Source organism: Stenotrophomonas thermophila (genome assembly GCF_001499715.1).
GTDB lineage: Bacteria > Pseudomonadota > Gammaproteobacteria > Xanthomonadales > Xanthomonadaceae > Stenotrophomonas > Stenotrophomonas hibiscicola.
Map to the genome: position 1 here is coordinate 136882 of NZ_CVIW01000001.1, position 24756 is coordinate 161637.

Genomic DNA, 24756 nt, shown 5'->3' on the forward strand with positions numbered 1-24756 from the left:
ATCGTCGAGCGTACCTCAGCCCAAGCGCCCAGGACAGCCGGCTCAGGCCAGCCGGTGCGCGCCCGAATAGGGCGGCGTGTCCGGATAGTCACCTCGGCCGAAGCGTTCCTGCAGGCCCTGCCACCAGCCCGGGTCGAACAGATGCCGGTAGTGCTCGCGCACGGCTGCCAGCTCTGCAGCGGGCAGGCCCATGAACGGACCGAAGCGCTCGGGAAACACATCGCGCGGACCAACATGGAACCACGGCTCGTCGGACATCGCTTCCTCCGGCGTACGCGGCTGCGGCCAGGCGCGGAACACGCAGTCGCTGACCAGGCACAGCTCGTCGTAGTCGTAGAATACGGCCCGCCCATGCCGTGATACGCCGAAATTCTTCGGCAGCATGTCACCGGGGAAGATGTTGTTGCGCGCCATGTCGGTGATCGCCTGCGCATAGTCGAGCACCGCCGCCCGCACCGCCTCCGCGCCCTGCTCGCGCAGGTACAGATTCAAGGGACGAAAACGACGCTGCACATAGCACAGTGCGACTTCGACCTCATCGCCATCGATGCGTACGCTCTGCGCGCACTGCTGCAGCAGTTCATCCAGCAGGGCCGGCGCGAAGCGCTCGCGCGGGAAGCGCAGATGACGATACGGCTGTGCATCGAGCAGGCGGCCGACACGATCGAGGTTGAACACCAGCGCGTACTTCTCTTCCACCTGCTGTCGCGACATCGCCTTGGGCCAGGCGAAGCGGTCGCGGATCAGCTTGAACACCAGCGGGTAACTGGGCAGGGTAAACACCGCCATGACCATGCCCGGCGTGCCTTCGGCGGGGACCAGCCGCTCCTGCGGGTGCTCGCTGAAGTGGCGGAAGAAGGTGCGGTAGCGCTCGGTCTTGCCCTGCTTGGCGCGTCCCAGCACCGTGTAGATCTCATCGATGGGCTTGCCCGGCAGCAGGCTGCGCAGGAACACCACGGCATCGCCCACCGTGCCCAGGTCGGCCTGGAAGTAGCTGCGCGACACGCCAAACAGATGGGCGACATCACGACGCCGGGTGAGCACCGCATCGGCTCGCAGCCCGCGCTCATCGTTGACCAGCGCGATCACGCAGGGTGAGAAGCGGTGCTCGCCGAACACGCGGCCAACCAGGTAGGCGCGGCGCTCGCGGTAGAACACCGTGTCGAGCAGTTCAATGCTGCGCACCGGCGTGTCCCCCCAATGGGCGAGGTCGTCCTGCAGGCGCACGGCGATGGCCGCCGCGCAACGCAACTGGTGCGCGTAGGGAATGTCGAAGCGGTAGTCGGCCAGCACGCGTTGCAGGGCCTCCACCGGCCGCGTCGGCGAGACCGCGTAGGTATGCCGCGCGACGGGATGGGTGATCGCATCGGACGGCTCGACGTCGAAAGCGATGAATTCCAGCGCCGGGTCCACGCCGCGGGTAGCGAACAGGCGCCGCGCCAATGTGTTGTAGAACGTCTTGTACAGCTCGGCGTCAATCAGGCCCTGCAGCAGCGCGCTGTACCGCGCGTGTACCTGCAGCCACAGCGCACGCTCGCCGATCGCGTCACCGGCGAGCCGACGCAACGCATCCATCTGCTCGGCGATGCACAGGTCGTACAAGGCGATGCGCTCGACCGCATCCTGCCGCGCACCGGCCCAGTCGCGCTGCTCGAAGCGCTGCCGTGCCCGCGCGGTGATCGCCGCGAAACGGGCATGGTACTGCTCGAAACCGTCGCGGATGGCACCTGCGATACGCGGTGCCAGCTCGGCAGCGATGTCAGGCTTGGACATGCGTAGCTAACCCGGGGAGGACCGGCTTCACCATACGCTGGCGTGTGCGATGCCGTCGAGCGCGAAGGTAGTGCCGGCCGCTGGCCGGCAGCACCTGGACCGACGGTCGATCCATGCGGATGCCGGCCAGCGGCCGGCACTACCGTCTCAGATCGCACTTCTTCGCCACCGGGCGCATGATGTGGTACGCCTTGCCCAGCGAGATCAGGATGTCCTCGATGCCGTCGTTGAGGTTCAGCGACGCGGCGGTCTTCATCTTGGCGCGGATCACTTCGGTGTTGCCAGCGGCCGCCACTTCCATGTCCATGCCGGCACCGGCCTCGCCCAGCAGCATGCCGCTTTCGTAGTCGACCAGCACCACGGCCTGCGCGCCGTCGATACCCATCAGTGCGTTCAACGCGACGACCGACGGATGTCACGGTTTTATCGCGCGGGATCAGATCTCTTTGCAGGGCAAAGGGATCTGACCCCCAAAAGCCCAAAAAAGAAACCCGCGCCGAAGCGCGGGTTCCAGTGTCACCACCGAACGGCGATGGATCAGCCGCGCAGCTGCTCCAGCGCGGCATTGAAGGTCGCGCTCGGGCGCATCGCCTTGCTGGCCTTGGCCACGTCCGGACGGTAGTAGCCGCCGATGTCCACGGCCTTGCCCTGCACCGCGATCAGCTCTTCGACGATCTTCTGCTCGTTGTCGGTCAGCGCCTTGGCCAGCGGGGCGAAGCGCGCCTTCAGGGCGGCGTCTTCGTCCTGCGCGGCCAGGGCCTGGGCCCAGTACAGCGCGATGTAGAAGTGGCTGCCACGGTTGTCGATGCCACCCAGCTTGCGCGACGGCGACTTGTCGTTGTCCAGGAACTGGCCGTTGGCTTCGTCCAGCGCCTTGGCCAGCACACGGGCAGCGGCGTTGTCGTAGCGGTTGCCCAGGTGTTCCAGCGACGCGGCCAGGGCCAGGAATTCACCCAGCGAATCCCAGCGCAGGTAGTCTTCCTCGACGAACTGCTGCACGTGCTTCGGAGCCGAACCACCGGCGCCGGTCTCGAACAGGCCGCCACCGGCCATCAGCGGCACGATCGACAGCATCTTGGCGCTGGTGCCCAGCTCCATGATCGGGAACAGGTCGGTCAGGTAGTCACGCAGCACGTTGCCGGTCACCGAGATGGTGTCCTCGCCCTTGCGGATGCGGTCCAGCGAGAACGCGGTGGCTTCCACCGGCGGCAGGATGCGGATGTCCAGGCCGGCGGTGTCGTGGTTCTTCAGGTACTGCTCGACCTTGGCGATGACCTGCGCGTCGTGGGCGCGGGCGGCATCGAGCCAGAATACGGCCGGGGTGCTACTCAGGCGGGCGCGCTCGACGGCGAGCTTGACCCAGTCCTGGATCGGCGCGTCCTTGGTCTGGCACATGCGCCAGATGTCACCGGCTTCCACGGCGTGTTCGAACACCACGTTGCCGGCATCGTCGGTGACCTTGACCACGCCGTCGGCGGCCATCTGGAAGGTCTTGTCGTGCGAACCGTATTCTTCGGCCTTCTGCGCCATCAGGCCGACGTTCGGCACCGAGCCCATGGTGGCCGGGTCGAAGGCGCCGTGCGCCTTGCAGTCGTCGATGACGGCCTGGTACACGCCGGCGTAGCAGCGGTCCGGAATGACGGCCTTGGTGTCCTGCAGCTTGCCTTCGGCATTCCACATCTTGCCGGAGTCACGGATCATCGCCGGCATCGAGGCGTCGACGATCACGTCGCTCGGCACGTGCAGGTTGGTGATGCCCTTGTCCGAGTTGACCATGGCCACGCCCGGGCGCTGTGCGTACTCGGCAGCCAGGTCGGCTTCGATCGCAGCACGGGTGGCTTCCGGCAGCGACGGCAGGCGCGCAGCCAGGTCACCGATGCCGTTGTTGGCATCGAAACCGGCCTGCTTCAGCACGTCGGCGTGCTTGGCCAGCACGTCCTTGTAGAACTCGTTGACCGCCACACCGAACATGATCGGGTCGGAGACCTTCATCATGGTCGCCTTCAGGTGCAGCGAGAACAGCACGCCCTGGGCCTTGGCATCGGCAATCTGCTCGCCGATGAACGCGGCCAGTGCCTTGCGGCTCATCACCGCGGCATCGACGATCTCGCCGGCCTTGACCGCGGTCTTTTCCTTCAGCACGACGGCGCTGCCGTCCTTGCCGTGGAAGGTGATCTTCAGCGAACCGGCGTTGGCCAGGGTGGCCGACTTTTCGCTGCCGTAGAAATCGCCGGCGGCCATGTGCGCGACGTGCGACTTCGAATCCGACGCCCAGGCGCCCATGCGGTGCGGGTGCTTGCGCGCGTAGTTCTTCACCGACAGCGGCGCGCGGCGGTCGGAGTTGCCTTCGCGCAGCACCGGGTTCACCGCGCTGCCCTTGACCTTGTCGTAGCGCGCCTTGTAGTCGCGCTGCTGGTCGTCGGCCGGGGTTTCCGGGTAATCCGGCAGCGGATAGCCCTGGTCCTGCAGTTCCTTGATGGCCGCCTTCAGCTGCGGCACCGAGGCGGAAATGTTCGGCAGCTTGATGATGTTGGCGTCCGGGGTGGTCGCCAGCTGGCCCAGCTCGGCCAGGTCGTCGCTGACCTTCTGCGCGTCACTGAGCAGTTCCGGGAACTGCGACAGGATGCGGCCGGACAGCGAGATGTCACGGGTTTCCACCACGATGCCGGCCGTACCGGTGTAGGCGTCAACGATCGGCAGCAGCGACTGGGTGGCCAGGAACGGGGCTTCGTCGGTCAGCGTGTAGAGAATCTTGGACATGGGGGACTTGGACTCTGTAGCAGTGCTCAGGGGAAGGCCGGCGCCAGCGCCGGGCCACGTGCAACCGTGTCGCGCGCGGGGCCGGGCCCCACGCTTTCCCCCGTCGCCGTCAGGGTGGGCGCGCGGCAGGGGAAACCCCTGCATTGTCGCGTTTTCAGCCGCGCGGGGCAAAGCCGCGCCATACGCGGCGGTACTGGACCGCTGTGTTTCGTCGTTGGCTCGCTTCCGGTCTGGAAGCTGGGGCTTGATGGCTAGTTCGACTTCCCGCTCGTGGAGGCACGCATGACCCACTCCGACAATCGCTGCCCCCACTCGGCACGCCTCGGACAGGTCAACGTCTGTGCGCGCTTGCTTTGCTGGAAGTTGCAGACACGGAATCCCCCGACGACGGCGGCCAGGCTGGCGAGTTCATCCGCCGTCGCTGCAGAACCTCGGATGTGCAGCGAACCGGCGCCAGACGATCCGGGCCGAACGTAGACGTCGTACCGGGTGGAATGTTCTTCCGACCTTACGTATCCCGACACGGCATATCCCGCCGTCCGTGAAACGCAGATCCGGCGTGCTTCCTGGCACGGGCTTTTCGGGGGCATCGCCCTCGTAGATCAAGGCGACGTCCCTACCATCACGCCTGATGCGGTGCAGACCAAAGTCAACAGGTGCTTCGTAGGTCACAGACATTCCTGTCGGCACCCGCACACGGGCGCCGTATAGGAAGTGGTCGCAACTGTAGCTCCAGAGATTCGCAGGTCCCATTGCGAGTGTGAGCGCAATCCAGCTGAGCATCCTGTCCCCCGATCTGTCCGTGGTCCGTTCAGCGTATCCCGCTAGGCCCCAAAGCGGACATCGCCCAACAAAAAAGGACGCAGCCTCGCGGCTGCGTCCATCGTGAGCCCTGCCGGGAGAGAGTCGGCAGGACTTACTTGACCTCGAACTCCTGCGGCGTTCCGGCCGCCTTGCCATCGACGGTGACCTCGGCGCGGTACTTGCCGGCCGGCCAGCCCTTTGCATTCTTGAACGTGACGTTGGTGGTTTCCGCACCACTGGTGTTCAGGGTGGCGGTCTGTTCGCCGGCCACCTGGCCGTCCTGATAGGTCAGCTTCGCGCCAACGTTGACATTGTTTGCCGCACCGTCGGTCTTGACCGAGACGATGATGTCGTCCTTCGGTGCGAACAGAGCCGTCGTCGCAACCGACTTGTCGGCGGCGGCGGTCTTTCCGACCGTGACCGACGAGACACTGACGGCAGCGGCTTCGGCCATCGGCGGCGGCGCGCCGGTCATCGGGGCCGGTGCTGCCGGTTCGGCCGGAGCGGTCGCTGCCGGAGCGGCATTGTTGTCGGTCGACTCTTCTTTCTTCTTGCAACCGACCAGGGCGACGCTGCCCAGCAGGGCGGCGATCAGGGCGGTCTGGAGCGGGGTGGTCTTGATCATTCGGGGTTCCTCCCAGGGATTGTCGGACGGCGTTCTGGCCGGCTTACTTCGGCGGCAGTTTCAGGGTCTGGCCCGGGAAGATCTTGTCCGGGTCATCAAGCACATCGCGGTTGGCTTCGAAGATCTTCTTCCAGGCATTGGCGTCGCCCAGATGCTGCTTGGCGATCTTCGACAGCGAGTCACCCTTCTGCACGGTATAGGTGCCGCCGCTGACAACGTCTGCGGTGCTGTCCACCGAAGCGCTGACGCCGGAGAAGTCCGCCTTCGGCACCTGCTCGGCGGTACTGTCGACACTGCCACTGACGCCGGAGAAATCGGCTTTCTTCTCGGTACTCATCCACAACTCCCGTCTGCATGACTACGTGATTGGCACGGTGCCATGGCGGTTGTTAAATGGGGATGGTGCAGATGTGAAGCCGCCCCCGGGGGCGGCTGAACAATCGGGGGAATGGACACCCGGTAGTGCCGGCCGCTGGCCGGCTGTGCCACGGGATCCGGCCTTGGCCGATTGCCGGCCAGCGGCCGGCACTACCGGTAACCGCCTGCGGCAATTACTGCCGCAGCTCGCGGTAGGTCGCGGCCGGGGCGACGATGCCCGGGCTGGCACGCCAGGGGTTGATGTCCAGGCCACCACGGCGGGTGTAGCGGGCCTCAACCTCCAGCCAGTGCGGCTGGCAGCGCGCGGACACCTCGCTGAAGATCCGCTCGACGCACTGCTCGTGGAACTCGGCATGCTCGCGGTAGCTGACCAGATAGCGCAGCAGGCCCGTGCGGTCGATCCTCGGCCCGCGGTAACGCAGGCTGACCGTGGCCCAGTCCGGCTGGCCGGTGACCGGGCAGTTGGACTTCAGCAGCGCCGAGACCAGGGTCTCCTCCACCACCTCACCCGCATCGGCGGCGAGGAAGTCCGCCTGCGGCGGACCGTAGCAGTCGATCTCCACGTCCAGCCCGTCGATGGATTCGCCGAACGGCGTCTCGCGCAGCTCCGGCAGGCCGAACTCCACCTGGACCGGCGCACCGGCGCAGGCCGACAGATCCGCCACGATGCGCGCGCGCAGCGCCTCGGCGCTGTCGATGCGGGTGCTGTTGAGGGAGTTGAGGTACAGCTTGAACGACTTCGATTCGATCAACCGAGGCGAGGTGCACGGCACCTGCACGGTGGCGACGGCCACCTGCGGCTTGCCACGCGGGTCGAGCCAGCTCAGCTCGAAGGCGTGCCAGCGGTCGTGGCCGACGAACGGCAGCGCGGCGTCATCGAGGCCGATCTCGGCGCGGGCACCGCTGCGCGGGATGGGAAACAGCAGGCCGGGATCGTACTGCGACGGGTAACTGACCTCGCGACCGAGGCTGGAATCCTGTGGGGTGTTCATGGAGCTCATTGTATCGCGCGGACGGCGGGCCTTCGGCCGGGCTGGCCAACGGCGGAGCCCCTCCGTGGTGGGGTTGGTGGGTCGTCGAAAGCCTGGGTTCCGGGGTGTGGGCCAGGCGGGCGGGATGGGCGGGGACGCCGTGAACCCATCCCTGGGGGGCTTAGCCGCGCCATCCATGGCGCGGATACCCCGCCCATCCCACCCGCCCGGCCCTCCGACACATTTCTGTCGCCGATCCACCACGGGAAAGATCAGGAAAATCAAAATCAGAATCCGATCCTTCAGACGTTCATGACGTCCGCCGTGCCGACCAACGGTCGGCACCCACCAACAGCAGCGGGCACCAACAGCCGCGGGAAACTGTCGAAGGCGGGGTGGGTCCGGTTGAGGGGGTGTCCGCGGCATGGATGCCGCGGCCAAGCCCCCAGGGACGGGTTTACGGCGTCCCCCTCAACCGGACCCACCCCGCCATCCCACGGAATGCCCGCTTTTGACGTTGACGTTGCCGTTGATCCAAGCGGGTGCAGGGCTGCAAGCCCTGCCGGAAACCCTCAGCCAGCAGGCGTGCCGGCACCGTGGAGGTAATCCAGGCTCACCTGCAGCAACGCGCGCAGTCCGACATCCAGCGCCTTCTCATCCAGCAGGAACTTCGGGGAGTGGTTCGCCGGCGCCGTCGCCGGGTCGATGCCCACGCTGGTGGAACCAACGAAGAAGAACATCCCCGGCACTTCCTTCGCGTACAGCGAGAAATCCTCCGCGCCCATCTGCAGCGGTGGCTCGTAGACGTTGTCCTTGCCCACCACCGCCTGCAGGCTCGGCAGCATCTTCGCGGTCAGCGCCGGGTCGTTCACCGTGGCCGGGTTGCCTTCTGATTCGTAGATGTCGGTGACCGCCTTTGCCCCGTGCGCGGCCGCAGTGTGCTCGGCGACGTTGCGCAGGTCGGCGAAGATCTGCTGGCGCATGCCCTCGTCGAAGGTGCGGATGGTGCCGACCATCTCCACTTCATCGGGAATGATGTTGTAGCGGATGCCACCGTTGATCGCACCGAAGGTCAGCACCGCCGGCTGCTTGGACAGATTCGCGCGGCGGCTGACGATGGTCTGCGCGGTACCGACCAGATCAGCGGTGGCAACGATCGGGTCGACACCGTTCCACGGCGCGGAGCCATGCGTCTGGCGACCGATCACCTTGATCCCGAAACGATCCGAGGCGGCCATCAATGGGCCACCGCGCACGGCGATCTGACCGGCCTGCACGCTGGAGAACACATGCAGGCCAAACACCGCCTCCGGCTTGAAGTCGGCGAACAGGCCTTCCTTCAGCATCAGCGCGGCACCGCCCTCTTCCGGCGGCGGTGCGCCTTCCTCGGCCGGCTGGAAGATCAGCATCACCTGGCCCGGCAGGTCCTTCTTCATCGACACCAGCGCTTCGGCCACGCCCAGCAGGGTGGCGGTGTGCGCGTCATGGCCGCAGGCATGCATCACGCCCACGGTCTGGCCGCGGTACTGGTCGGTGGCCTTGGAGGCGAACGGCAGCCCGGTCTGCTCGGTCACCGGCAGCGCGTCCATGTCCGCACGCAGCGCGATCTTCGGGCCGGGCTTGCCGCCTTCGATGATCGCCACCACGCCGTGGTGGGCGATGCCGGTCTTCGGCTTCAAGCCCATCGCACGCAGGCGCTTGGCGACCTCGGCCGAGGTGCGCACCTCGCGGTTGGACAGTTCCGGGTGCTGATGGAAGTCGCGGCGCCATTCAACCACCTTGGCCTGCAGGCGCTGGGCAGCGGCGGTCACTTCGGGGCGTTGCCCGTCCTGGGCGTGGGCAACGGCCGGCAGGGCCAGCAGCAGGGCGGACAGCAGCAGCGAACGGCGCATCGCAATCTCCACAGCAAGAGGGGTCCAGCTGAATGTAGGGCAACACCGCCGCCACGGGAACCTCCGCGGCCGGATCCGGTCTTAGCGCCCGTCCCATCCGTCATGCAGGAAACGTGATGTGGCACAGGTATGCTTTGCGCATTGCCCCCGGGTCGCGCCCGGTCCAGCCCTTTTGGAGTCCTCGTAATGTCACGTGTTTGGAAGATCGTGCTGCTGGTCGTGGCAGTGCTGGTGCTGGCCGTGGTCGGCCTGCGGGTCATCGGCGGCGGCAAGGACGAGGCTGGAAAACCCGCTGCGGGCGCGCGCCAGGGCGGCGAAGACCCGGATGCGGGCCCGGTGCCGGTGACCGTGGTCGATGCCACCCGCCAGGACGTACCGGTGTACGCCAGCGCGCTGGGCACGGTGACCGCAATGAATACCGTTACGGTCAGCCCGCAGGTCGGCGGCCAGCTGATGAGCCTGAATTTCCGCGAAGGCCAGGAAGTGAAGCAGGGTGATGTGCTGGCGGTGATCGATCCGCGCACTGCCCAGGCCAGCTATGACCAAGCCGCGGCAGCCAAGCGCCAGAACGAAGCCCTGCTGGCCACCGCGCGCTCCAACTACCAGCGCTCCAACGCGCCGGAATACCGCCAGTACGTCGCCAAGACCGATCTGGATACACAGCGAAACCAAGTGGCACAGTACGAAAGCGCAGTCGCTGCGAACGAGGCCAGCATGCGCTCGGCGCAGGTGCAGCTGCAGTACACCCGGGTCACTGCGCCGATCTCCGGCATCGCCGGCATCCGCGCGGTCGATGCGGGCAACGTGGTCAACGCCGGCACCGCGCTGGTCACGCTGACCCAGATCCATCCGATCCACGTGCTGTTCAACCTGCCCGAGCGCCAGCTGGGTGATGTGCGCCAGGCACAGGCCGCCGGCACGGTGCCGGTGGCCGCGCTGGACCGCGCCGACTCGCATGTTCTGTCCGGCGACGGCAAGCTCGACGTGGTCGACAACCTGATCAGTGCGGACAGCGGCACGTTCAAGGCACGTGCGGTCTTCGACAACACCGACAATGGCCTGTGGCCAGGCCAGTTCGTCAACGTGCGCATGCAGCTGCGCACGATTGCCGGTGGCGTGGTCATCCCGACCCAGGCCGTCCTGCGTGGGCCGGATGGCGAATACGTCTATGTCGTGCAGGGCGACAACACGGTGAAGATGCAGACCGTGCGCAGCGGCGTGGAAGTGGGCGACAGCCAGGTGCAGATTGCCGAAGGCCTGAAGGGCGGCGAGCGGGTGGTCAGTGAAGGTCAGTTCCGCCTGAAGCCGGGCAGCAAGGTCACCGCACTGAAGCCGGGCCAGACCCCGGCCGCACCGACCGAGGCCGAGCTGAAGGCGGCCGAGCAGAAGAACGGTGGCGGCGGTGGCCGTCGCGGTGGTGGCCCGCGCTGAGCGCAGGCGACTGTTCTCCCTCGCGCCGGCATGCTCGTCGGCGCCGACATTGAAGTGCCAGCAAGGATCAGTCCGTGGGCTTTTCGACGATCTTCATCCGCCGCCCGATCGCCACCTCGCTGTTGATGGCGGGCCTGTTACTGCTGGGCATCCTCGGCTACCGCAAGCTGCCGGTGTCGGCGCTGCCGGAAATCGATGCGCCCAGCCTGGTGGTCACCACCCAGTACCCCGGCGCCAACGCCACCACCATGGCCTCGCTGGTCACCACGCCGCTGGAGCGCCAGTTCGGGCAGATCTCCGGGCTGGAGCTGATGACCTCCGACTCGTCTGCCGGGTTGTCCACGATCATCCTGCAGTTCTCGATGGACCGGAACATCGACATCGCCGCGCAGGACGTACAGGCGGCGATACGCCAGGCCACCCTGCCCTCGTCGCTGCCCTACCAGCCGGTCTACAACCGGGTGAACCCGGCTGACGCGGCCATCGTTACCTTGAAACTGACGTCTGACACGCGTCCGCTGCGCGATGTCAACAACTACGCCGACTCCATCCTGGCCCAGCGCCTGTCACAGGTGCAGGGCGTCGGCCTGGTCTCGATTGCCGGCAACGTGCGCCCGGCCGTGCGCATCCAGGTCAATCCGGCGCAGCTGTCGAACATGGGCCTGACCCTGGAACAGCTGCGCAGCGCGCTCACCCAGGCCAACGTCAATGCGCCCAAGGGCTCGTTGAACGGCAAGACCCAGTCCTACAGCATCGGCACCAACGACCAGCTGGCCAGCGCCGCCGAGTACCGCGACACCATCATCAGCTACAAGAACGGCCGCCCGGTGCGGCTGTCGGACGTGGCCGAGGTGGTCGATGGCGTGGAGAACGACCAGCTCGCCGCCTGGGCCGATGGCAAGCCGGCGGTGCTGTTGGAAGTGCGGCGCCAGCCCGGTGCCAACATCGTGCAGACGGTCGAGCGCATCCGCGCGATCCTGCCGCAGCTGCAGGGCGTGCTGCCAGCCGACGTGCACCTGGAGATCTTCAACGACCGTACCGAGACCATCCGCGCCTCGGTGCACGAAGTGCAGTTCACCCTGATCCTCACCATCGGCCTGGTGGTGGCGGTGATCTTCGTGTTCCTGCGCCGGTTGTGGGCCACGATCATTCCCTCGGTGGCGGTACCGCTCTCGCTGGCCGGCACTTTCGCGGTGATGGCCTTTGCCGGCATGTCGCTGGACAACCTCTCGCTGATGGCGCTGGTGGTGGCCACCGGTTTCGTGGTCGACGATGCGATCGTGATGATCGAGAACATCGTGCGGTATATCGAACAGGGCAAGAGCGGCAAGGAAGCGGCCGAGATCGGTGCACGCCAGATCGGCTTCACCGTGCTGTCGCTGACCATCTCGCTGGTGGCGGTGTTCCTGCCGCTGCTGCTGATGCCCGGTGTGACCGGCCGCCTGTTCCATGAGTTCGCCTGGGTGCTGAGCATCGCGGTGGTGCTGTCGATGCTGATCTCGCTGACGCTCACCCCGATGATGTGTGCCTACCTGCTCAAGCCCGATGCCCTGCCCGAGGGCGAGGACGCGCATGAGCGCGCGGCAGCGGCCGGCAAGCAGAACCTGTGGACGCGCACCGTCGGCCTGTACGAGCACAGCCTGGACTGGGTGCTGGGCCACCAGCGCCTGACCCTGGCTGTGGCCGGTGGCGCGCTGGTACTGACCGTGCTGCTGTACGTGCTGATTCCCAAGGGGCTGCTGCCCGAGCAGGACACCGGCCTGATCACCGGCGTGGTGCAGGCCGACCAGAACATCGCCTTCCCGCAGATGGAGCAGCGCACCAGGCAGGTGGCCGAAGCGCTGCGCCAGGATCCGGACGTGACCGGCGTGTCGGCCTTCATCGGCGCCGGCAGCATGAACCCCACGCTCAACCAGGGCCAGCTGTCGATCGTGCTGAAGGAACGCGGCGAGCGCGATGGCCTGGAGGAGATCCTGCCGCGCCTGCAGAAGGCAGTGGCCGGCATTCCGGGGGTGGCGCTGTACCTGAAGCCGGTGCAGGACGTAACCCTGGATACCCGTGTGGCCGCCACCGAGTACCAGTACTCGCTGTCGGACGTGGATTCGGCGACGGTGGCGACCCAGGCCACGCGCCTGACCGAAGCGCTGCGCAAGCGCCCGGAACTGGCCGACGTCGACAACAACCTGTCCAACCAGGGCCGCGCCCTGGAGCTGAACATCGACCGCGACAAGGCCAGCGTGCTGGGCGTGCCGATGCAGACCATCGACGACACGCTCTACGATGCGTTCGGCCAGCGCCAGATCTCGACCATCTTCACCGAGCTCAACCAGTATCGCGTGGTGCTGGAAGTGGCACCGGAGTTCCGCACCAGCACCGCGCTGATGGAACAGCTGGCGGTCGCCTCCAACGGCGCCGGCGCATTGACCGGCACCAATGCCACCAGCTTCGGCCAGGTCACCTCCTCCAACTCGTCCACCGCCACCGGCATCGGCGCGCAGAACACCGGCATCACGGTCGGCGCCGGCAACATCATTCCGCTGTCGGCGCTGGCCGAAGGCAAGGTGAGCAGCGCACCGCTGGTGGTCAGCCACCAGCAGCAGCTGCCGGCGGTGACGGTGTCGTTCAACGTGGCGCCGGGCTATTCGCTGTCCGAAGCGGTGCGAGCGATCCAGGAGACCAAGGACAGCCTGGACATGCCGGCACATCTGCATGCCGAATTCATCGGCAAGGCAGCCGAGTTCACCGGCAGCCAGACCGATGTGGTGTGGCTGCTGCTGGCCTCGCTGGTGGTGATCTACATCGTGCTGGGCGTGCTCTACGAGAGCTACATCCACCCGATAACGATCATCTCCACCCTGCCGCCGGCCGGTGTCGGCGCGCTGCTGGCGCTGATGCTGTGCGGGCTGAGCCTGTCGGTGGATGGCATCGTCGGCATCGTGCTGCTGATCGGCATCGTCAAGAAGAACGGCATCATGATGGTCGACTTCGCGATCGAGGCGCGCCGCGCCGGTGCCAACGCGCATGACGCGATCCGTCGCGCCTGCCTGCTGCGCTTCCGCCCGATCATGATGACCACTGCCGCAGCCATGCTCGGCGCACTGCCGCTGGCGCTGGGCACCGGCATCGGTTCGGAGCTGCGCCGCCCGCTGGGTATCGCCATCGTCGGCGGCCTGCTGCTGTCGCAGCTGGTCACGCTGTACACCACGCCGGTGATCTACCTGTACATGGAGCGCTTCTCCGAGTGGCTGGCGCGCCGCCGCGAACAGCGCGCGCTGCGCAATGGTTCGCTGCAGGAGCCGCAGGCATGATCCACGCCCCGCTGCTGCGGGAGGCCGCACGATGAACCTGTCCGGCCCTTTCATCCGCCGCCCGATCGGCACCGCGCTGCTGGCCATCGGCTTGTTCATGGTCGGCCTGATCTGCTACCTGCGCCTGGGCGTGTCGGCGCTGCCGAACATCGAGATCCCCGTGATCTTCGTGCACGCCAGCCAGTCCGGCGCCGATGCGGCAACCATGGCGTCCACGGTCACCGCACCGCTGGAACGCCACCTCGGCCAGCTGCCGGGCATCGACCGCATGCGCTCGTCGAGCTCGGACGGCAGCTCGCTGGTGTTCATGATCTTCCAGAGCGGCCACGACATCGATTCGGCCGCGCTGGACGTGCAGACCGCGATCAACTCGGCGCAGGCCGACCTGCCCTCGGGCATGGGCTCGCCGATGTACCAGAAGGCAAACCCGAACGACGACCCGGTCATCGCCATTGCGCTGACCTCGCAGACGCAGTCGGCCGACGAGCTCTACAACGTCGCCGATTCGCTGCTGGCACAGCGCATCCGCCAGATCAGCGGCGTGGCCTCGGTGGACATCGCCGGTGCCTCGACGCCGGCCGTGCGCGTGGACGTCAACCTGCGCCTGATGAACGCGCTGGGCCTGACTGCCGATGATCTGCGCAACGCCGTACGCGCAGCCAATGTCACCTCGCCCACCGGCTTCCTCAGCGATGGAAATACCACCACCGCGATCATCGCCAACGATTCGGTCGCGCGTGCAGCCGACTTCGCCGACCTGGTGGTGAAGACCCAGGGCGATGGCCGGGTGATCCGCCTGAAGGACATCGCCAACGTCTACGACGGCCAGCAGGATGCCTACCAGGCCGCGTGGTTCGACCACAAACCGGCGGTGGTGATGTACGTGTTCACCCGTGCCGGCGCCAACATCGTGGAGACCGTGGACCGGGTCAAGGCGCAGATCCCCACCCTGCGCGACTACCTGCAGCCCGGCACCACGATGACGCCGTACTTCGACCGTACGCCGACCATCCGTTCGTCGCTGCATGAAGTGCAGATCACCCTGCTGATCAGCCTGGCGATGGTGGTGCTGACCATGGCGCTGTTCCTGCGCCGGCTGGCCCCCACCCTGATCGCGGCGGTGACCGTGCCGCTGTCGCTGGCCGGTGCCGCACTGGTGATGTACGTGATGGGCTTCACCCTGAACAACCTGAGCCTGCTGGCGCTGGTGATCGCGATCGGCTTCGTGGTCGACGATGCGATCGTGGTGATCGAGAACATCATGCGCCACCTCGACGAAGGCATGCCGCGGATGCAGGCGGCGCTCACCGGCGCGCGCGAGATCGGCTTTACCATCGTCTCGATCACCGCCTCGCTGGTGGCGGTGTTCATCCCGCTCCTGTTCGCCAGCGGCATGATGGGTGCGTTCTTCCGCGAATTCACCGTCACCCTGGTGGCGGCGATCGTGGTCTCGATGATCGTCTCGCTGACGCTGACCCCGGCGCTGTGCAGCCGCTTCCTCAGTGCGCACGACCACAGCGCGCCGCCGTCGCGTTTCGGCCGCTGGCTGGATGCCGGCCACGAGCGGATGCTGCGCATCTACACCGTGTTCCTCGACTTCTCGCTGCGCCACGCGCTGCTGCTGTCGTTGACGCCGTTGCTGCTGATCGCCGCCACCATCTTCCTGTTCGGTGCAGTGAAGAAGGGTGCGTTCCCGCCGCAGGACACCGGCCTGATCTGGGGCCGGGCCAATTCCAGCGCCACTGTTTCCTTCGAGGACATGGTCAGCCGCCAGCGTCGCATCACCGACATGCTGATGGCCGACCCGGCAGTGAAGACCGTGGGCGTTCGCCTGGGCAGCGGCCGCCAGGGGTCAAGTGCGCAGTTCAACATCGAGCTGAAATCGCGCAGGGAAGGCCGTCGCGAAACCACCGCGCACGCCCTGGCGCGGCTGAGCGCCAAGGCCGACCGCTACCCCGACCTGCAACTGCGCCTGCGCGCTATCCAGGATCTGCCCAGCAATGACGGCGGCGGCTCAAGCCAGGGCGCGCAGTACCGCATCTCGCTGCAGGGCAACGACCTGGCATCACTGCAGGAGTGGCTGCCCAAGCTGCAGGCGGAGCTGAAGAAGAACCCGAAGCTGCGCGACGTCGGCACCGATGTGGACAACGCCGGCCTGCGCCAGAACATCCAGATCGACCGGGCCAAGGCTGCGCGCCTGGGCATCACGGTCGGCGCCATCGACGGCGCGCTGTACGGCGCCTTCGGCCAACGCCAGATCTCCACCATCTACTCCGACATCAACCAGTACAGCGTGGTGGTCAACGCCCTGCCCTCGCAGACCGCCACGCCGGCGGCGCTGGATGAGGTTTACGTGCGTGCGGGCAACGGCGACATGGTACCGATCACCGCGGTGGCCACCCAGGTGCCCGGCCTGGCACCGTCGCAGATCACCCATGAAAACCAGTACACGACGATGGACCTCAGCTACAACCTTGCTCCGAACGTGAGCATGGGCGAAGCCAAGGCGATCATCGACGCCACCGTAGCCGGCATGCGCATGCCCGGTGACATCCGCCTGGCCGACGACGCGGGCTTCGGCTTCAACTCCGATCCCAGCGACATGCTGATCCTGGTGTTCGCCGCGATCCTGACCGTATATCTGGTACTGGGCATGCTCTATGAGAGCCTGATCCACCCGGTCACCATCCTGTCCACGCTGCCGGCGGCGGGCGTGGGTGCGCTGCTGGCGTTGTTCGGCACCAACACCGAGCTGTCGGTGATCTCGATGATCGCGCTGGTGCTGCTGATCGGCATCGTCAAGAAGAACGCGATCATGATGATCGACTTCGCGCTGGTGGCGCAGCGCGAGCATGGGCTGGCGCCGCGCGATGCGGCACGCGAGGCCAGCATCGTGCGCTTCCGCCCGATCATGATGACCACGATGGTGGCGATCCTTGCGGCGGTTCCGCTGGCGATCGGCCTGGGCGAAGGGTCCGAGCTGCGTCGTCCGCTGGGCATCGCGATGATCGGCGGCCTGCTGTTCTCGCAGAGCCTGACCCTGCTCAGCACGCCGGCGCTGTACGTGATCTTCTCGTGCCTGGCCGAACGCTGGCGCGCACGTCGCGCGCGCAGGCGCGAAGCGAAGCTGCTCAAGCGCGCGCAGCGGGCGTAGTAGAGCCCATCCACGCATGGCGTGGATCTACTTCTCGGTACTGCGAATCTGCCGGCCAGCGGCCGGCACTACCGTGGATGCGAATGGTGGGTACGGACCGTGGGTGCGGACCGTTGGTCCGCACGCCTCCAGGTTTGACGTGCCGTAACGAAAAGAGAACAATTCTCATCCAGCTACGGTCCTGCGCCCCGTTGCGGCGCCCCGCTGCCTTCCCCGGCCAGCCTGCGTGATCCCAGCCACTGCCCCTTCCCCCACCCGTGGGCGGATGGCCTGTGGCCGTCCGTCGAGGACCACCATCGATGCTGCCTTCCCGTCTCCCCCGCCTGGCCCTGCTGGCCTCCGCCCTGTCCGCCGCCGGCGCTGCCCATGCCGAAGCGCCGGCCGTCAGCCGCAACGCCACCGATCTGGATGCGGTGAATGTCACCGCCGAACGCACCCATACCGACGCCGGCGCACTGGGCGACCGCGCCCTGCGCGACACTCCGTTTGCAATCACCGCGGTGGGCCGCGAGCAGATCGAGCAGCGCCAGGTGGTCTCGCTGGGCGAAGCCTTCCTGCTCGACCCTTCGGTCACCACCCAGGTCAGCGCCTACGCTAGCGGCTGGAGCTCACCCATCCGCAATCGCGGTATCGAACTGAATTTTGACAGCTATCGCGTCAATGGCCTGCAGGTCTCTTCCTGGGGTACCGAATGGCCGCTGGAAGTGATGGAACAGGTCGATCTGCTGAAAGGCCCGGGCGGCTTCCTGTACGGGTTCGGTGCACCCGGCGGCATCGTCAACTACATCACCAAGAAGCCGACGGACACGCCGACCTTCTCCGCCCAGCTGGGTTGGCGTGAACAGGGCATCGTCAGCGGCGGCATCGACGTTGGCGGACGTTTCGGCAACGAGCAGATGTTCGGCTACCGTTTCAACGCCTTCCAGGAAAAGGGCGAGACCTTCAATGGTGGGCACGTCGATCGCAAGGTTGGCGCACTCTCGCTGGATGCCCGCCTGAGCGATGTACTGACCTGGACCCTCGACGGCGTATTCCAGTCACGCGATCTGCGCGAAGAATCGCCGCAGTACTACTTCCGTGGCCTGACATCGCTGCCGCGACCGATTGCCGGGGGTACCGACAACAGCGTGCCCGGCACCTACTACGACACCCGATCCAGCCTGCTGTCGACCGGCTTGAACTGGCAGATCAACAGCGACTGGAAAGCCAGCCTGAGTTACGGCGTCACCACCTCGTGGAACGACGTCAACAAGATCTTCGCCTACATCGACAATCCCAACGGCGACTATGACGTCAACGTCTACGAACTGGGCGGAAAGAGCGAGTGGAAGCTGGCCCAGGCGATGCTGCAGGGCAGCTTCCGCACCGGCCCGCTGCAGCATCAGGTGGTTGCGGGCATCAGCCACCAGACCGGGCTGGGATGGGACCGCCCCTACGAATGGAACCTGATCGGCCGCGGCAACCTGTACCAGCGCCCCGCCCTCCGTCATGACGCCGTCGGTTCACGGGTGATGACCCGCGGCGACGAGACCGTGCAGCAGGCCGTGTTCGCAAGCGATACCGTCGATCTCGGCAGTGGCTGGTCGGTATTGGCAGGCTGGCGTTACAACGACTACGAGGCCAGGGGCCGCTACCACACCTACCCGGTCACACCGACCTACGCGGTGATGTTCAAGCCCCGCGAGGCGGTAACGCTGTATGCCAGCTACATCGAATCGCTGGAAGCCGGTAGCCGCGTAGGCAACAGCTACGTCAACGCCGGCGACGTGCTCGACCCGACCATCAGCAAGCAGTACGAGATCGGCGCGAAGGTCGAGGGGGCACGCTGGAATGCGAACCTCGCGGCGTTCCGGCTGGAGCGTGGCGCCAACATCGATGAGCTCACGCCTGCCGGCAAGCGCCTGGTGCAGGACGGCATCACGCTGTACGAAGGCATCGAAGCCAGTGCCGACCTGCACCTCAACGATGCCCTGACGGTCGGCGGTGGCGTCACCTGGCTGGACCCGACCTACGACAGGCTGTCGCCGGCCAGCGCCGCACAGGAAGGCAACCGTACCGCCGGTGCCGCGCGCTGGAGCGGCGTCATGCATGCCACCTACCAGCTGCCGTGGGTGGACGGCCTGGAAACGTATGCGGCCGTGCGCTACTACGGCGATGTCTGGTACGACGCCGACAACACCCTGAAGCTGCCCGACTACACGCTGGTGAATGCCGGCGTCGGCTACCGGCTGCTTGCCTCGGGCCACCTGGTGACCCTGCGTGCCAGCGTCGAGAACCTGGCCAACCGGAAGTACTGGTCCAACGCTGGCGCCGGCCTGCCGCGTACGTTCGCGGTGAGCGTTCGGTTCGACATGTAACCCCCGGCAACCCCGTAGTGCCGGCCGCCGGCCGGCTCCTCGCACCTTCGTCCGCGCACATGAAGAGCCGGGCAACGGCCGGCACTACCGCGTATCGAGCGGAAAATCATCCACGCGTGGCGTGGATCTACCATTTCACGCGTGGCCCGCAATAATGGTGGAAGACCCTTCCACCGAGCCTGCATGTCCGCCCGCCAATCCCGCCTCAGCCGCCTGTGGGCCCACGAAAAGGCCAGTTACGGCCTGCGCGTGTTCATCGCCCTGGCCGCAGCGCTTGCCGTGTGCTGGCAGCTGGATGCGCTCACCGCCCTGCCCGGCGTGTTTCTCGGCATCATCGCAAGCGCCATCGCCGAGACCGACGACAACTGGTGGGGCCGCACCAAGGCGGTACTGCTGTCGCTGCTGTGTTTCTGCCTTGCCGCAGCATCGGTGATCTGGCTGTTCCCGTGGCCGTGGATCTTCATTGGCGCGCTGGCGCTGTCCACCTTCGGCCTGACCCTGCTCGGTGCGCTCGGCGAGCGCTATGCGTCGATCGCCCAAGCGACGGTGACGCTGGCGATCTACACCATGATCGGCCTGGAGCAGCATGGCGCCGGCGACCTGCACAGCGCGCTGGACGCGGTCAGCCACCTGCTGGCCGGTGCGGTCTGGTATGGCCTGCTGTCGATCCTGTGGACCGCGCTGTTCGCCAACCGTCCGGTGCGCGAACGCGTGGCGCGGCTGTATCAGGAACTGGGCCGCTACCTGCAGCTGAAGGCCGCGCTGTTCGAGCCGGTGAGGGAAGCAGACCTGCAACGTCGCCAACTCGACCTGGCCGAGCAGAACCGGCGCGTGGTCGGCGCGTTGAACGAGGCCAAGACCGCGATCCTGGCCCGCTTCGGCCGTTCCGGGCGGCCGGGCGTGAACTCCGGTCTGTACCTGCGTCTCTATTACATGGCACAGGATTTCCACGAGCGCGCCAGTTCCTCGCACTACCCCTATGGCGCGCTGGTCGACGCCTTCTTCCACAGCGATGTGCTGTACCGCTGCCAGCGCCTGCTCGACCTGCAGGGCCAGGCCTGCGCGCGCCTGGGCGAAGCGATCCGCCTGCGCCGTCCGTTCGTGTACGGCGAAAGCAACCAGCAGGCCGGGCGCGACCTGGCCGATGCGCTGGCCTACCTGCGTGACCAGCAGCGCCCACAGTGGCAGCGCCTGCTTGGTTCTCTGGACCTGCTGGTGCACAACCTGCGCAGCATCGAGCGCCGCCTGCTGGACGCGGAGCGATCCGAGGCCAGTCTGGACAACGTCGACACCCGCCTGCGCGACAGCAACCCGCACACCCTGCGCGAGATGGGCGTGCGCCTGCGCCAGCAGCTCACGCCCGGCTCGGTCCTGTTCCGCCATGGCCTGCGCATGGCGCTGGCGCTGATCGCCGGCTTTGCCGCGATACGCCTGTTCAATGCACAGAACGGCTCGTGGGTGCTGCTGACCATCGTGTTCGTGTGCCGGCCCAACTTCGGTGCCCCCCGCCAGCGCCTGGCGCAACGCATCGTCGGCACCGTGGCCGGCCTGGTACTGACCTGGGCGCTGTTGCAGCTGTTCCCACAGCTGCACGTGCAGCTGCTGATCGCACTGCTGTCGGCGCTGCTGTTCTTCTTCACCCGTACCGATCGCTACCTGGTGGCATCGGCGGCGATCACGGTGATGGCGCTGACCTGCTTCAACCTTATCGGCGACGGCTTCGTGCTGATCGTGCCGCGCATGGTCGATACGCTGCTGGGCTGCGCGATCGCCGCCGTCGCCGCATTCCTGATCCTGCCCGACTGGCAGGGCCGCCAGCTGCACCTCGTGCTGGCGCGGGTTCTGGATACCGCTGCGCGCTACCTCGATTCGGTCCTGGGCCAGTACCGCAGCGGCATGCGCGATGACCTGGCCTACCGCATCGCCCGCCGCGACATGCACAACGCCGACGCCGCGCTCTCCACCGCATTGTCGAACATGCTGCGCGAACCCGGCCATGTGCGCCGCAATCTGGATGCCGGCTTCCGCTTCCTGGCGCTGTCCAACACGCTGCTGGGGCATCTGTCGGCGCTGGGTGCGCACCGCGACCAGGTGGACAGCTATGCTGGCGATCCACTGGCGCTGGCCGCGGGCGATCGCGTGCGCAAGGCACTTCAGCAGCTGGCGACGGCGCTGACCGCGCGGCAACCCGTTGCGGAAGATGACAACGACTCAGACCGCGCGGTGGCCGCCGAGCTGGAGCAGATCGACGAGGCGATGCCGCCGAAACTGCAGCTGATCCGTACCCAGATGGCGCTGGTGCTGCGGATGCTGCCGAAGGTGCGTGCAGCGGCCAATGAGGCAGTGACCAACCTGACCTGATTCCTTGTCGCTGGTCGGGCATCCCATCCGCGCGTGGCGTGGATCTACTGCACCGTGTGCAACCGTGTGTTGCGCCTTGCGATGCGTCCCGATCACGTTCCCGCGCGGATACTGGGTGATCCCCTGGTACTGGAATCCCCCATGAAGATCGAACTCGCCGGCCGCACCGCGCTGGTCACCGCCTCCACCGCCGGCATCGGCCTGGCGATCGCCCAGGGTCTTGCCGCGGCGGGTGCGCGGGTCATTCTCAACGGCCGCAGCACCGACAGTGTCGAACGCGCCCGCCAGCGCCTGCTCGCCACCGTTCCGGGTGCCGAGGTGATCGGCGTGGCCGCCGATCTCTCCGATGCGGCCGGCGTCGATGTGCTGCTGGCCGGCCTGCCCAAGGTCGACATCCTGGTCAACAACGCCGGCGTCTTCGGCCCCGAGGACTTCTTCGAGACCGAAGATGCCACCTGGGAGCGCTACTGGCAGACCAACGTGATGTCCGGTGTGCGCCTGTCGCGGGCACTGCTGCCGGCGATGGTCGATGCCGGCTGGGGTCGCGTGCTGTTCATCTCCTCCGAATCGGCACGCAACATTCCCGCCGACATGATCCACTACGGGGTCAGCAAGACCGCGCAGCTGTCGCTGTCGCGCGGCCTGGCCAAGCGCGTGGCCGGCAGTGGCGTCACCGTCAACGCGGTGCTGCCCGGCCCGACCCTGTCCGACGGTTTCGCGGCGATGTTCGAAGATGAACGCCAGCGCAGCGGCAAGCCGCTGGAGCAGATCGGCCGCGAGTTCGTGATGGCACACCGGCCGTCTTCGGTGATCCAGCGCACCGCCACGGTCGAGGAAGTAGCCAACATGGTGGTGTACCTGGCCTCGCCGCAGGCTTCGGCCACCTCCGGTGCAGCACTGCGCGTGGATGGCGGCGTGGTCGACGATATCGTCTGAGACCATCGACAGGTGTGCGGACCAACGGTCCTCACCCACAGGTCCGCACCCACAGCGGATAGGCAGGAATGCTAGGCTGCGCCGGTCAAGGAGGTTCCATGTCCGGTCACAACCAGTTCGCCCTGCTGCGCCAGCGCCGTTTCCTGCCGTTCTTCGTCGTCCAGGCGCTCGGTGCGTTCAACGACAACGTGTACCGGCAGGCGATCATCAGCATGTTGCTGTTCATGGCCGTGCCGGAGGAAGAACTGGGGCTGTACGCCACGCTGGCACCGGCCATCTTCATCCTGCCGTACTTCCTGTTCTCGGCACTGGCCGGGCAGATCGCCGACAAACTGGAGAAATCGCGACTGATCGTGATCACCACGACCATGGAGATCGTGATCATGTCGCTGGCGGCCATCGGCTTCCTCACCCAGAGCCTGCCGGTGCTGCTGGTCGCCTTGTTCTGCACCGGCATGCAGTCAACCCTGTTCGGCCCGGTGAAGTACTCGGTGCTGCCCTCGGTGCTCAAGCCCGAAGAGCTGACCGGCGGCAACGGCCTGGTCGAGATGGGCACCTCGATGTCGATCCTGTCCGGCATGATCGTCGGCGGCCTGGTGTTCACCGTGGCCGGCAGCCATGGCACGGTGGTGGCCGCGTGCGCGATCATCGCGCTGGCGATCTGCGGCAACATCGCCGCCCGCCTGATTCCCAAGGTCGATGCCGGCGACCCGGACCTGAAGATCAACTGGAACCCGCTGCCGGAATCGCTGGCGGTGCTGCGCATGGCGCGCCAGCAGAAGGCGGTGCGCAATTCAATCCTGGGCGTGTCCTGGTTCTGGTTCGTCGGCACCGTGCTGACCTCGCAGCTGCCGGCCTATGCGGTGACCAACCTCGGCGGCGAACCAACCCTGTACATCTTTGCGCTGGCCCTGTTCTCGGTCGGCACCGGCGTCGGCTCGCTGCTGTGCGAAAAGCTGTCGGCACGCACGGTGGAAATCGGCCTGGTGCCGTTGGGCGCGTTCGGCATGACCGCGTTCCTGCTCGACCTGTACTTCGCGCGCAGCGGCGAGGCCACGGCGCACGGGTTGACCATCGGCACCTTCCTGCAGCAGCCCGGTAGCATCCGCATCGTCATCGACCTGATCGGCATCGGCCTGTTCACCGGTATCTTCGTGGTGCCATTGTTCGCGCTGATCCAGAGCCGCACGCCGAAGGCGCAGATGTCGCGCGTGTTCGCCGCACTGAACATCCAGAATTCCGGCTTCATCGTCGGCGCAGCCCTGTTGTCGCTGGCCGCGCACACGCTGCTGCACTGGAGCATCCCGCAGCAGTTCCTGGCGCTGGCCATCGCCAACGCGCTGGTAGCGATCTACATCTTCACCATCGTCCCCGAATTCCTGATGCGCTTCCTCAGCTGGCTGATGGTGCGCACCCTGTACCGGCTGCGCCCGCACGGCATCGAAGCCAACGTGCCCGACGAAGGTGCCGCGCTGCTGGTCTGCAACCATGTCAGCTACATGGACGCACTGATCCTGTCGGCGACGATTCCGCGTCCGGTGCGCTTCGTCATGTACTACAGGATCTTCAACATCCCGGTGATGCGCTGGATCTTCCGTACCGCCAAGGCGATCCCGATCGCCGGTGCGCGCGAAGACCCGGCGCTGATGCAACGCGCGTTCGATGACATCGACGCCGCGTTGGCCGAAGGCGAGCTGGTCTGCATCTTCCCGGAAGGCGCACTGACCAAGGATGGTGCAATCGCCCCGTTCAAGTCCGGCGTCGAGAAGATCCTCGAACGGCGGCCGGTGCCGGTGGTGCCGATGGCCCTGCGCGGCATGTGGTCGAGCATGTGGAGCCGGCGCGACAGCCGCCTCGGCCGCATGCGGGTGCCGCGCCGTTTCCGAGCCACCGTCGAGGTAGTGGCGGCACCGTCCATGGACGGCCACACCACCAACGCCCAGGCGCTGGAAGCCCAGGTGCGGGGCCTGCGCGGCGATCACGCCTGACAGAATCGGACTGACAGG

13 protein-coding genes and 1 pseudogene are annotated in these 24756 nt (G+C 66.6%); 7 read left to right on the plus strand and 7 right to left on the minus strand.

Features of this window, described 5'->3' with window-relative positions; translation table 11 throughout:
• Window positions 1-42: 42 nt before the first annotated feature.
• The 7 genes and pseudogenes from aceK to BN1263_RS00665 all read right to left on the minus strand — a co-directional run bounded on the left by aceK (window position 43) and on the right by BN1263_RS00665 (window position 9203).
• A complete protein-coding gene (gene aceK, locus BN1263_RS00635) occupies window positions 43-1773 on the minus strand; it encodes a bifunctional isocitrate dehydrogenase kinase/phosphatase (RefSeq protein WP_058978848.1) in 1731 nt (576 codons plus the stop codon).
• Between the two features lie 157 nt (window positions 1774-1930).
• Window positions 1931-2158: pseudogene (locus BN1263_RS00640) on the minus strand (hypothetical protein); the annotation flags it as partial.
• A 152-nt stretch (window positions 2159-2310) separates the two neighbouring features.
• Window positions 2311-4533: an NADP-dependent isocitrate dehydrogenase gene (locus BN1263_RS00645; RefSeq protein WP_058978850.1), complete on the minus strand. Its 2223-nt coding sequence runs from the start codon at window positions 4531-4533 to the stop codon at window positions 2311-2313.
• A 916-nt stretch (window positions 4534-5449) separates the two neighbouring features.
• Complete coding sequence (locus BN1263_RS00650; RefSeq protein ID WP_019660848.1) at window positions 5450-5962, minus strand: hypothetical protein; 513 nt, start codon at window positions 5960-5962, stop codon at window positions 5450-5452.
• Window positions 5963-6005: 43 nt separating this feature from the next.
• Window positions 6006-6299, minus strand: a complete 294-nt coding sequence (locus BN1263_RS00655; protein ID WP_005419771.1) for a LysM peptidoglycan-binding domain-containing protein — start codon at window positions 6297-6299, stop codon at window positions 6006-6008.
• Window positions 6300-6513: 214 nt separating this feature from the next.
• The gene (gene queF / locus BN1263_RS00660) at window positions 6514-7332 is read right to left on the minus strand and encodes an NADPH-dependent 7-cyano-7-deazaguanine reductase QueF (RefSeq protein ID WP_058978852.1); all 819 of its coding nucleotides are present in this window, start codon (window positions 7330-7332) and stop codon (window positions 6514-6516) included.
• A 551-nt stretch (window positions 7333-7883) separates the two neighbouring features.
• Window positions 7884-9203 (minus strand): M20 family metallopeptidase, encoded by a 1320-nt coding sequence (locus tag BN1263_RS00665; RefSeq protein WP_005414678.1) that lies wholly within the window; start codon window positions 9201-9203, stop codon window positions 7884-7886.
• A gap of 186 nt (window positions 9204-9389) precedes the next feature.
• Between BN1263_RS00665 and BN1263_RS00670 the strand changes: the two genes are divergently transcribed.
• The 7 genes from BN1263_RS00670 (at window position 9390) to BN1263_RS00700 (ending at window position 24738) form a co-directional block, all read left to right on the plus strand.
• Window positions 9390-10634, plus strand: a complete 1245-nt coding sequence (locus tag BN1263_RS00670) for an efflux RND transporter periplasmic adaptor subunit (protein ID WP_019661485.1) — start codon at window positions 9390-9392, stop codon at window positions 10632-10634.
• Between the two features lie 74 nt (window positions 10635-10708).
• Window positions 10709-13942: an efflux RND transporter permease subunit gene (locus tag BN1263_RS00675; protein WP_058978855.1), complete on the plus strand. Its 3234-nt coding sequence runs from the start codon at window positions 10709-10711 to the stop codon at window positions 13940-13942.
• Window positions 13943-13973: 31 nt separating this feature from the next.
• On the plus strand, window positions 13974-17096 hold the full coding sequence (locus tag BN1263_RS00680; RefSeq protein WP_058978856.1) for an efflux RND transporter permease subunit: 3123 nt from the start codon (window positions 13974-13976) through the stop codon (window positions 17094-17096).
• 299 nt (window positions 17097-17395) lie between these two features.
• Window positions 17396-19453: a TonB-dependent siderophore receptor gene (locus BN1263_RS00685; protein ID WP_058978859.1), complete on the plus strand. Its 2058-nt coding sequence runs from the start codon at window positions 17396-17398 to the stop codon at window positions 19451-19453.
• 183 nt (window positions 19454-19636) lie between these two features.
• Window positions 19637-21814, plus strand: a complete 2178-nt coding sequence (yccS, locus tag BN1263_RS00690) for a YccS family putative transporter (RefSeq protein WP_058978861.1) — start codon at window positions 19637-19639, stop codon at window positions 21812-21814.
• Between the two features lie 141 nt (window positions 21815-21955).
• The gene (locus BN1263_RS00695) at window positions 21956-22750 is read left to right on the plus strand and encodes an SDR family NAD(P)-dependent oxidoreductase (protein ID WP_058978863.1); all 795 of its coding nucleotides are present in this window, start codon (window positions 21956-21958) and stop codon (window positions 22748-22750) included.
• A gap of 98 nt (window positions 22751-22848) precedes the next feature.
• Window positions 22849-24738, plus strand: a complete 1890-nt coding sequence (locus tag BN1263_RS00700) for an MFS transporter (protein WP_058978864.1) — start codon at window positions 22849-22851, stop codon at window positions 24736-24738.
• The last annotated feature ends 18 nt before the right edge of the window (window positions 24739-24756 follow it).

Excerpts from the sequence above, each read along its gene's own strand:
- queF (WP_058978852.1), bottom strand. The coding sequence starts at position 7,332 with ATGAACACCCCACAGGATTCCAGCCTCGGTCGCGAGGTCAGTTACCCG.
- BN1263_RS00670 (WP_019661485.1), top strand. The coding sequence starts at position 9,390 with ATGTCACGTGTTTGGAAGATCGTGCTGCTGGTCGTGGCAGTGCTGGTG.
- aceK (WP_058978848.1), bottom strand. The coding sequence starts at position 1,773 with ATGTCCAAGCCTGACATCGCTGCCGAGCTGGCACCGCGTATCGCAGGT.
- yccS (WP_058978861.1), top strand. The coding sequence starts at position 19,637 with ATGTCCGCCCGCCAATCCCGCCTCAGCCGCCTGTGGGCCCACGAAAAG.
- BN1263_RS00695 (WP_058978863.1), top strand. The coding sequence starts at position 21,956 with ATGAAGATCGAACTCGCCGGCCGCACCGCGCTGGTCACCGCCTCCACC.
- BN1263_RS00645 (WP_058978850.1), bottom strand. The coding sequence starts at position 4,533 with ATGTCCAAGATTCTCTACACGCTGACCGACGAAGCCCCGTTCCTGGCC.
- BN1263_RS00650 (WP_019660848.1), bottom strand. The coding sequence starts at position 5,962 with ATGATCAAGACCACCCCGCTCCAGACCGCCCTGATCGCCGCCCTGCTG.
- BN1263_RS00685 (WP_058978859.1), top strand. The coding sequence starts at position 17,396 with ATGCTGCCTTCCCGTCTCCCCCGCCTGGCCCTGCTGGCCTCCGCCCTG.
- BN1263_RS00700 (WP_058978864.1), top strand. The coding sequence starts at position 22,849 with ATGTCCGGTCACAACCAGTTCGCCCTGCTGCGCCAGCGCCGTTTCCTG.
- BN1263_RS00655 (WP_005419771.1), bottom strand. The coding sequence starts at position 6,299 with ATGAGTACCGAGAAGAAAGCCGATTTCTCCGGCGTCAGTGGCAGTGTC.
- BN1263_RS00665 (WP_005414678.1), bottom strand. The coding sequence starts at position 9,203 with ATGCGCCGTTCGCTGCTGCTGTCCGCCCTGCTGCTGGCCCTGCCGGCC.
- BN1263_RS00680 (WP_058978856.1), top strand. The coding sequence starts at position 13,974 with ATGAACCTGTCCGGCCCTTTCATCCGCCGCCCGATCGGCACCGCGCTG.